This is a genomic window from Pseudoalteromonas sp. TB25, assembly GCF_000497995.1.
GTDB classification, from domain to species: domain Bacteria; phylum Pseudomonadota; class Gammaproteobacteria; order Enterobacterales; family Alteromonadaceae; genus Pseudoalteromonas; species Pseudoalteromonas distincta.
The window spans coordinates 1-2,505 of sequence record NZ_AUTI01000190.1; the positions used below are offsets into that span (position 1 = coordinate 1).

A 2,505-nucleotide genomic window follows, 5' to 3' on the forward strand; every position below is an offset into this window, starting at 1 on the left:
CCGCCAATCCACGCAATGCAGGTGCGGCTGATATTTCGTTTGCGGCAAATCATGTTGATATGGCACTTGATGGTTTAGGTTTGATGGGCAGCGGCGCGCATACTAAAAACGAAACAGCCGATTTAACCAGCCTTGATAAAAACATTAAAAAAACTGCATTACTCATTTATAGATTAGGAAAACTGTAATAGTAAATGTATTTTAAAGATGAGCGTAGGCCAAATAATAACCGTCCTACGCTTGTACTAACTTTTAAGACATTATTTTAAACAATAATTCTCGCACTGTGGCCGGTTCAAACGGTTTATCACAAATAGCATCAACTCCCGCTTGAGCAATGTTAGCTAGGTGAGTGTCGTTTGCCTCTGAGCTCACCATTAAAATAGGAATATGTGAGTAGCTATTTGAGCTTCTAACGGCTTCTGTTAGTTCCCGTCCGTCCATTTCTGGCATGTTGTAGTCGGTTACTATTAAGTCAAACGGTTGGTTGTTTAAGTGCTCAATAGCTTCTTTACCGTTTTCAGCTTCTATTGGTGCAGGTATTCCCATACCCGCAAGTACGCGTATTATGTGTTTACGCGCAAAGCGGCTGTCGTCTACCACTAAAACTCGCAGCAGCGTTACGTCAAAATGATCAAGTTCTACTTCTTCTTCGCTTATGATATCGAGGGTTGCTTTGAGTGCGCGGGTAATGGCTTTTGCGCTAAAAGGCTTAGGCAAAATAGCCAGCACACCCGATTGGCGTAATTGCTCAAGGTATTTTTTATTACGCTCGCTCGATATAAGCATAAAAGGTTGATGCTCGGTGATAAGGTTTGATCTTATTTCTTGCAATAGTGAATCGGCTGTCCCGTCAGATAAATACATAGAGCTTATAACTAGATCAGGGTGATAACTTGCTAATAAGCTAAGCGCTTGTGTTTGTGTAGATGCAGTTTCAACTTGTTTTACACCACTTTCTAAAAGCGATTTTATTATTATTTTTTGCTGAACCTCCGAAGGCTCTACAAGTAAAATGGACAAGTTTGCTATTGCAGTTAAGTCGCTCATTCAGATCTCTTTAGTATTGTTATAATCAGGATAATAATAACATTTTTGACTCGTTAATATTATATAAAGAGATTGTAATATTTAAGAAAACATTACCAACCCCTTTAAAATATAGCACTTATTAATTAGATTGAATGTAATCTAATGCATTCATTTTTTTATATGTGACGTTAGCGTGCAAAATATGTGCAGGTTCAGGGTCAACCACTTCAACAGGAATGTCGTAATTTCGGGCTATTTCAATTGCCATTTGCGTAATATTGACGCTAAACGAGGTGCCCATAAATACAATTTTATCGGCGTTGAGCATACGCTGTTGTGCTTGTGTTATTCTGTAAAGCTCGGTGTAGTATTCGTCAAATAATAAAACAAAGGGCTTAAATGAATGGTTTAGCTCAGGCGTTTGGTTTTGAATATTAAATAGCTCAAAAAGAGACTCTTGCAGGCGGCTTTCGTCTACACTATCCCACGGGGTGGCAAGTGGCGTGACAGGCTCACCTTGCTCATGAAATAAGGTCATTTGATCAAGCCTGCCGTGTATCGCTATGTAATTTTTGTTACCCGCTTTGCCATCAAGCCCATCTATGTTTTGAGTAATTAGGTTTTTGTCACTTAGCCAATGGTGTACGTCGTTTGGGCCATGGTTGCGATACGTTGCAAAGCGATGGTAATACCATGCTAAAAACTCTTTTGGGGCGTTTTGGTACATTGCGCGCGTTGCCATTTCCATAGGCGTATAATTTTTACTGCCAATGGTCCAATAACCATCCTCCCCTCTAAAGGTGGGAATACCACTGGCTGCGCTGACTCCCGCTCCTGTAATGTAAAGAGTGTTCACTTTTCAACCTCGTAACCGAGCACGTTAGCGCTTACTTGCTGATTATTATCAATGCCGCCAATTCGATATAAAACCCCACTGTGCTCAAGTAAGCCACGATGATCCATGCTCTTTACTTCAACTGGGGATAAAATCTGCCATTCGTTTTTTTTGATACTAAAGCGCCAAACATGGTCACTTGCTGGTGCAGGTTTGCCGTCGTAACCTATTGCGCTGTAGTTATATGGGTTATTAGAGCCTGCCATCATATAAATATTGCCATTATAGCTGGTGGCTGCCATTCGGTAGTGAGCAGTGCCTGTTGGATGTGGCAAGGTACGCCAATCTATTTTTTGTGGGTTAGTTGAATCTATTGTGCCTTTTAAGCACTGTGCTACACCTGCAAACGAGCGACGCGAATCAGGATTAGCTTGTGTTTTAACGCCATCACAAATAACAATGGTGTTACCACTAATAGCAGCGGCTTGGCCAAATACAGGCTCACCTAAAAATGGCGAGGCTTGTTGCCATGTATTATTTTGCGTGTCGTATACTTGTACTAAGTTTACGTTGCCGTCGTTATGCCAACCGCTAATTAGATAAATGTAACGCGCTTTGTAGCTCAGCGCTACGCTATC

General features: G+C 41.2%; 2 protein-coding genes and 2 pseudogenes. 1 reads left to right on the forward strand and 3 read right to left on the reverse strand.

Annotated features, from left to right (window positions below; genetic code table 11):
- Positions 1 to 188, forward strand: a pseudogene (locus L652_RS01000000123240) (M20 family peptidase); the annotation flags it as partial.
- Between the two features lie 64 nt (positions 189 to 252).
- Here L652_RS01000000123240 and L652_RS0104545 read toward each other — a convergent pair.
- The 3 genes and pseudogenes from L652_RS0104545 to L652_RS0104555 all read right to left on the reverse strand — a co-directional run.
- Positions 253 to 1,050 carry a response regulator gene (locus L652_RS0104545; protein ID WP_024597448.1) on the reverse strand — a complete coding sequence of 266 codons (798 nt, stop codon included), beginning with the start codon at positions 1,048 to 1,050 and terminating at the stop codon, positions 253 to 255.
- Positions 1,051 to 1,171: 121 nt separating this feature from the next.
- Complete coding sequence (locus tag L652_RS0104550; RefSeq protein WP_024597449.1) at positions 1,172 to 1,888, reverse strand: Sir2 family NAD-dependent protein deacetylase; 717 nt, start codon at positions 1,886 to 1,888, stop codon at positions 1,172 to 1,174.
- Positions 1,885 to 2,505, reverse strand: a pseudogene (locus L652_RS0104555) (galactose oxidase); the annotation flags it as partial. The gene L652_RS0104550 and the pseudogene L652_RS0104555, both read right to left, overlap by 4 nt.